We start from the raw sequence: 6,000 nt of genomic DNA on the forward strand, positions 1-6,000 counted from the left end.
GCGACTGTGAGCTTAGATCAGGGTTCCTTATCTGCATGGAGGATCCCATACTCCAATGGTTCCCACGCTGACTAAATACACATGCTTAAAACCCTCGCGGTGGCCAATTACCGCTCGATCAACAAATTGGTGGTGCCCCTGGACCGGCTGAACCTGGTGACTGGGCCCAATGGCAGCGGCAAGTCCAACCTGTATCGCGCCCTGCGCCTGTTGGCCGAAACCGCCCAGGGCGGGGTGATCAATGCGCTGGCCCGTGAAGGCGGGCTGGATTCCACATTCTGGGCCGGGCCGGAAAACATCAGCCGGCGCATGCGCAATGGCGAAGTGCCGGTGGAGGCCGTGGTTGCCCAAGGCGTCAAACGCTTGCGCCTGGGCTTTGCCGGGGAGGACTTCAGCTACGCCATCTCCCTGGGCATGCCCATCCCGGTTCCCGGCAGCGAGTTCAAACTGGACCCGGAAATTAAAAAGGAATGTATCTGGGCCGGCCCCCTCTACCGCCCGGCCAGCCTGTTGGTGCAGCGTTCGGGCCCGATGGTACGCGCCCGTGATGGCCGCGCCTGGGACGTACTGGCCCAGCACACGCCCAACTATCACAGCCTGTTCGATCAGGTCGGCAGCCTGCGCGGTTCGCCGGAAGTGTTGCTGCTGCGCGAAAGCATCCGTGGCTGGCGTTTTTATGATCACTTTCGCAGCGATGTGGATGCGCCGGTACGCCAGCCGCAATTAGGCACGCGCACGCCGGTGCTGCATCACGACGGTAGGGATCTGGCGGCCGCGTTACAGACGATTCGCGAAGTGGGCGATGTCGAGGCGTTGCAGCACGCGGTCAGTGATGCCTTCCCCGGCGCACGGTTGCATATCGAACCCTTGCAGGGCGGACGCTTCGCCATTGAGTTCTATCAAGAAGGCTTACTGCGCCCGTTGTCGGCGGCGGAGCTGTCGGACGGCACCCTGCGCTACCTGCTGCTGATCGCCGCGCTGCTGACGCCAAGGCCACCGACCATGATGGTGCTGAACGAGCCGGAGACCAGCCTGCACCCGGACTTGTTGCCAGCACTGGCGCGCTTGATTATCCAGGCCTCGAAACAGTGCCAGGTGTGGGTGGTGAGCCATGCCAGCCGGTTGATTGCGGCGTTGCAGCAGGATGAGGAATGTAACTCGATTGTGTTGGAGAAGGTGATGGGGGAAACGCGGATTGTGGGACAAGGCATTTTGGATGCACCGGCTTGGCATTGGCCGGAGTAGGAGCGAGCTTGCTCGCGAAAAACGTCAACGATAACGCAGCGTTATCTGGTAGCCCGCGTTGCCTGTGCGTTCTTCGCGAGCAAGCTCGCTCCTACAAGGACGTGTTCAATCAGCCCTGCCACTTACCGCCTTCCACAATCACACTCTCAGGCTTGGTGTCATCGCTCAGCTCTTTACGCACATATTGGTCATAGAGCTTGAGTAGGAATTTGTCCTCGCCCAACTTTGCCAGCTCGGCATTCACCCAGTCACGCAGCTCGGTATTGCCCTTCTTCACCGCCGGGGCAATTGGCGCTTCATCACCCAGCTTCTCTTCCAGCACGCGGTAGCCTGGGTTCTGCTTGGCCCAGCTGAACAACACCAGATTATCCTGCGCATACGCATCACCACGGCCAGCCGACAGCGCCTGCAGCGACTCGGAGTTCTTCTCGAACTTGAGCAGCTTCCAGTCCGGGTGGTTCTTGGTCAGCCAGATATCGGCGGTGGTGCCGGTGGTGACGATGGTGGTACGGGTTGCCAGGTCATCCAGGCTTTTGACGGCGCTGTCATTCGGCACCAGGGCCTGCACCGCGACTTTCAGATTGGGGTTGGTAAAGTCCACCGCTTCCTTGCGTTCAGGCGTCACGGTCATATTGGCGAGGATCAGGTCGACCTTGTCGCTTTGCAGGAAGGGAATGCGGCTGGCCGGTTCCACGGCGACAAATTCCACTTTGTTTTCGTCGCCCAGCAGGTCCTTGGCGAATTGCCGGCCAATGTCGGTATCGAAGCCGACATAGCGACCGGCTTCGTCCACAAAGCCGAAGGGTGGCTTGTCGGTAAACACGCCGACAATCAGCTTATCCCGCGCTTTGATTTTGTCGATGTAGCTCACAGCCGCAGGCTTTACCGGCTCTTCGGCCTTTTTATCGCAGCCGGCCAGCAAGGCGACGGCAAACAGTGGCAGCAGTAACTTTTTCATATCAGCTCCAGTTCCTTGATCTTTTTGGGCAGTGTTGAAACAAAGGAGAACTTCTCCAGGAACTGCTGCGCGCGTGCGGTCTGCGGGTTCGTAAAGAATGCCTCGGGGGTGTTGTGTTCGAGGATTCGACCGGCCTCCATGAACACCACGCGGTCGGCGACGGCGCGGGCGAAGGCCATTTCGTGGGTAACGATCAGCAGGGTCATGCCATCGCGGGCCAGGCCCTGAATCACTTCCAGCACCTCCTTGACCATCTCCGGGTCGAGGGCCGCGGTGACTTCGTCAAACAGCATGACCTGAGGGTTCATGCACAACGAGCGGACGATGGCGATGCGTTGTTGCTGTCCACCGGAAAGCTGGCGTGGGAAGGCGTCGCGCTTGTCGGCCAGGCCCACGCGTTCCAGCAGTTTTTGCGCCTGCTCACGGGCCTCGCGGGGGTCGCGCTTTTGCACTTTCAGCGGGCCGAGCAGGATGTTGTCCAGCACGCTCATGTGCGGGAACAGGTGGTAGCTCTGGAACACCATGCCGATGTCCTGGCGTACCTGGCGCCAGTCGGTGGTTTTATCCAACAGCTCAAGGCCTGCAAACCGCAGACTGCCGCTGTGTGCCACTTCCAAACCGTTCAAACAACGCAGCAAGGTGCTTTTGCCACAGCCGCTGGGGCCGAGGATCACCACCACTTCGCCGCGTTGCACGCTCAGGTCGATGCCCTTGAGCACCTGCGCCTCGCCGAAGAATTTGTTGAAACCCTGGAACTCGATCAATGCGCTCATGCTTGGGCCCAGCGCCGTTCCAGCACCTTGGAGGCGGCTGACAACGGGTAGCAGATAAAGAAGAAAAACAGGAACAGCGCGCCGTAGATCAATACCGACTCATAGGTGCGCTCGATGATTTGCTGGCCGACCTTGATCACATCCACCACACCAATCAGCACCGCCAGGGAGCTGGTCTTGATGATGCGCGTGTACACGTTGATGGTTGGCGGCGTCATGCGCTTGAGGGCCTGGGGCAGCAGTACATAGCCGTACAACTGTGGGCCGGACAGGCCAATCGACAGGCCCGCTTCGCGCTGGCCACGGGGCAACGAATGCAGCGCGCCACGCACCACTTCGCCCACCTCGCTGGCGCCCCACAACGACAGCACCAGCACCGCGCACCAGAAACTCGGAATGCTCAGGCCGAAGAAGATCGGCAGGCCAAAAAACAGCAGGTACAACCACACCAGCACCGGAATGGCGCGAAACAGTTCCAGGTAGACCCGCAGCACGCCGTTGATCGCCTTGTTATTCAAGGTGCGCAGCACGCCGTAGAGCACGCCGCCCACCGTACTGAAGGCGATGCTCAAAAACGAAATCGACAGGGTTTGCGCAGCGCCCTTGCTCAGTTGCGGCAACGACACCCAGAGCAACTCAAGACCCGAACTGGCCATGCTGGAGCCTCCTTTCCAGGCGGCTGAGCAACAGCGACAACGGCAGGAACAACAGCACGCAAATCAGCGTCAGCACGGCGAGCATTTCGTAGGTCTTGTAGTAGAGGGCGATGTAGCTCTTGGTGGTGTAGAGAATCTCCGGCACCGCCACCGCGGACACCACGGTGGTTTCCTTGAGCAGGAAAATGAAATTGGCGAACAACGCCGGCAGGCTGAGGATACCGGCCTGGGGCAGAATCACATGGCGCAGCAGTTGCCAGTCGGACAGGCCAATGGACTTGCCCGACTCGATTTGCGCCAGCGGCACCGCTTCCACACCGGCGCGCAGCACTTCGGTGAGGTAGGCGCCGCCCAGAAAGGTCATGGTGATAATCGCCGCCCAGAACCCGGAAATATTGAAACCCAGGGCCGGCAGCGCGAAGTAGACGAAAAACAGCTGGATCAACAGCGGCGTGTTACGCGCCAGCTCCACATACAACGCCACCAGGCGCGACAGGTAAGGCGTGCGAAACACCAGCAGCGCAGCGTTGATCAGCGTCACCAGCAAGGAGGTGGCAATGGCGATCAGGCCGACTTGCAGCGTCACACCCACGGCCTTGAGAAACGCCGGCAGGGTGCTGAGGATAAAAGCGAAATCGAAGGTCATGTGCAGTCCATATCGCAGCATGGGTAATGCCGCGAGCGCAGTCCGTGCCGACGTGGATAACGTCAGCTAGCGCGAACTTTAAAGGTATAAAAATCAAAGTTTAAATACCTAGATAGCATATCCATATCACCAAAAAATTTACCTCTGTGGGAGCTGGCTTGCCTGCGATAGCGGTCCGTCAGGTACAGATGTGACACTGACCCACCGCTATCGCAGGCAAGCCAGCTCCCACAGTTTTGAATGTGTTTCAGATAAAAAAACGCCGACGCTGTAGTAGCCGTCGGCGTTGAAACCTTGAAGGGGTTTTGGCTTACATCAGAACGCTGGCACCACCGCGCCGTTGTACTTCTTCTCGATGAAAGCTTTGACTTCCGGGCTGGTCAGGGCCTTGGCCAACTTCTGGATAGCATCGCTGTCCTTGTTGTCCGGGCGCGCCACCAGGAAGTTCACGTATGGCGACTTCGCGTCTTCGATGATCAGCGCGTCCTTGGCCGGGTTCAGGCCAGCTTCCAGGGCGTAGTTGGTGTTAATCAGGTCGAGGTCAACCTGGTCCAGCACCCGTGGCAACAGGGCCGATTCCAGCTCTTTGAATTTCAGGTTCTTGGGGTTGCTGGCGATGTCTTTCGGCGTGGCCAAGGCGTTGGTCGGGTCTTTGAGGGTGATCACACCGGCCTTTTGCAGCAGCAACAGGGCACGGCCGCTGTTGGAGCCTTCGTTCGGGATAGCCACGGTGGCGCCGTCTTTCAGATCTTCGATTTTCTTGATCTTTTTCGAGTAGCCGCCGAAGGGTTCAACGTGCACGCCCACCACGGTAATCAGGTTGGTGCCCTTGCCCTTGTTGAAGTTTTCCAGGTACGGCAGGGTCTGGAAATAGTTGGCATCCAGACGTTTCTCAGCAACTTGCACGTTCGGCTGTACGTAGTCGGTAAAGACTTTGATCTGCAGGTCCACACCTTCCTTGGCCAGGGTCGGCTTGATCAGCTCGAGGATTTCGGCGTGCGGGATCGGCGTAGCGGCCACCACCAGTTTCTCGTTGGCCTGGGCAAAGCCAGCAGTCAGGGCAGCCGCCAGAGCGGTAAACAACAGAACCTTTTTCATGCAATGTCCTTCTAACGACCGTTTTTATGTGAGGTGCCAGCGAAGTGCTATCGCGGCGTGGAAGGGACAATACCTAGATTTTTTATTCCCGAACAATATCTTTTATTCACGTTGATATTCCATTTTGTTCATACAGGAATTTACGCACCGATTCCTTCTCGGCCGGGCTGGCGCTGGCCAAAATTCGTCGTACTTGCTCCAGCGGTGAGCCTGCCGTCGGTAGGTTCAAATGTTCGGGCAAGATTTCATCGCCGCTGCTCACCAGCAAGGCAAAGTGAATAACGTTTTCCAATTCTCGCGTATTGCCCGGCCACGTGTGGTGTTCCAGCACCTGCTGGGCGGCGTCGCTGATCAGTGGCACCGGAAGGTCCAGGCGCTGGCTGTAGATGCCGAGGAAATATTCGGCCAGGGACAAGATATCCCCCACTCGCTCGCGTAGCGCTGGCAGGTCCAGCCGGCCTTCGCTCAAGTAATGAAACAGACGCTCGTGGAACTTGCCCACGGCCACGGCTTGGGCCAGGTCGATGCTGGTGGCGGCCACCAGGCGCACATCCACCGGGCTCGGCTGATGGGCACCGACACGGGTGACTTCGTGGTTTTCCAGGGCCGCGAGCAACTTCACCT

The 6,000-nt window shown here is 58.8% G+C and carries 7 protein-coding genes; 1 reads left to right on the forward strand and 6 read right to left on the reverse strand.

Annotation, left to right across the window (positions count from 1 at the left end):
• Nucleotides 1-81 precede the first annotated feature (81 nt).
• Entirely contained in the window at nucleotides 82-1,245 is a 1,164-nt protein-coding gene (locus GIW04_RS01920) for an AAA family ATPase (protein WP_003187620.1), read from the forward strand.
• 109 nt (nucleotides 1,246-1,354) lie between these two features.
• Here the strand turns inward: GIW04_RS01920 and GIW04_RS01925 are convergent, their stop codons facing one another.
• The 6 genes from GIW04_RS01925 to GIW04_RS01950 all read right to left on the reverse strand — a co-directional run.
• Nucleotides 1,355-2,203: a transporter substrate-binding domain-containing protein gene (locus tag GIW04_RS01925; RefSeq protein WP_120247811.1), complete on the reverse strand. Its 849-nt coding sequence runs from the start codon at nucleotides 2,201-2,203 to the stop codon at nucleotides 1,355-1,357.
• On the reverse strand, nucleotides 2,200-2,976 hold the full coding sequence (locus GIW04_RS01930) for an amino acid ABC transporter ATP-binding protein (RefSeq protein WP_003187617.1): 777 nt from the start codon (nucleotides 2,974-2,976) through the stop codon (nucleotides 2,200-2,202). Before GIW04_RS01930 ends, GIW04_RS01925 begins: the two co-directional genes overlap by 4 nt.
• Nucleotides 2,973-3,632, reverse strand: coding sequence for an amino acid ABC transporter permease (locus GIW04_RS01935; protein WP_003187616.1), 660 nt, complete (start codon nucleotides 3,630-3,632; stop codon nucleotides 2,973-2,975). Before GIW04_RS01935 ends, GIW04_RS01930 begins: the two co-directional genes overlap by 4 nt.
• Nucleotides 3,613-4,278: an amino acid ABC transporter permease gene (locus tag GIW04_RS01940; protein ID WP_120247810.1), complete on the reverse strand. Its 666-nt coding sequence runs from the start codon at nucleotides 4,276-4,278 to the stop codon at nucleotides 3,613-3,615. The genes GIW04_RS01935 and GIW04_RS01940 overlap by 20 nt, the downstream gene beginning before the upstream one ends.
• 315 nt (nucleotides 4,279-4,593) lie before the next feature.
• A complete protein-coding gene (locus GIW04_RS01945; RefSeq protein WP_003187613.1) occupies nucleotides 4,594-5,376 on the reverse strand; it encodes a MetQ/NlpA family ABC transporter substrate-binding protein in 783 nt (260 codons plus the stop codon).
• A gap of 106 nt (nucleotides 5,377-5,482) precedes the next feature.
• On the reverse strand, nucleotides 5,483-6,000 hold a 518-nt coding region (locus GIW04_RS01950; RefSeq protein WP_236478924.1), incomplete at its 5' end, for a sigma 54-interacting transcriptional regulator.

It is taken from the genome of Pseudomonas sp. PA-4-8C, assembly GCF_021606625.1.
Lineage (GTDB): Bacteria > Pseudomonadota > Gammaproteobacteria > Pseudomonadales > Pseudomonadaceae > Aquipseudomonas > Aquipseudomonas lactis.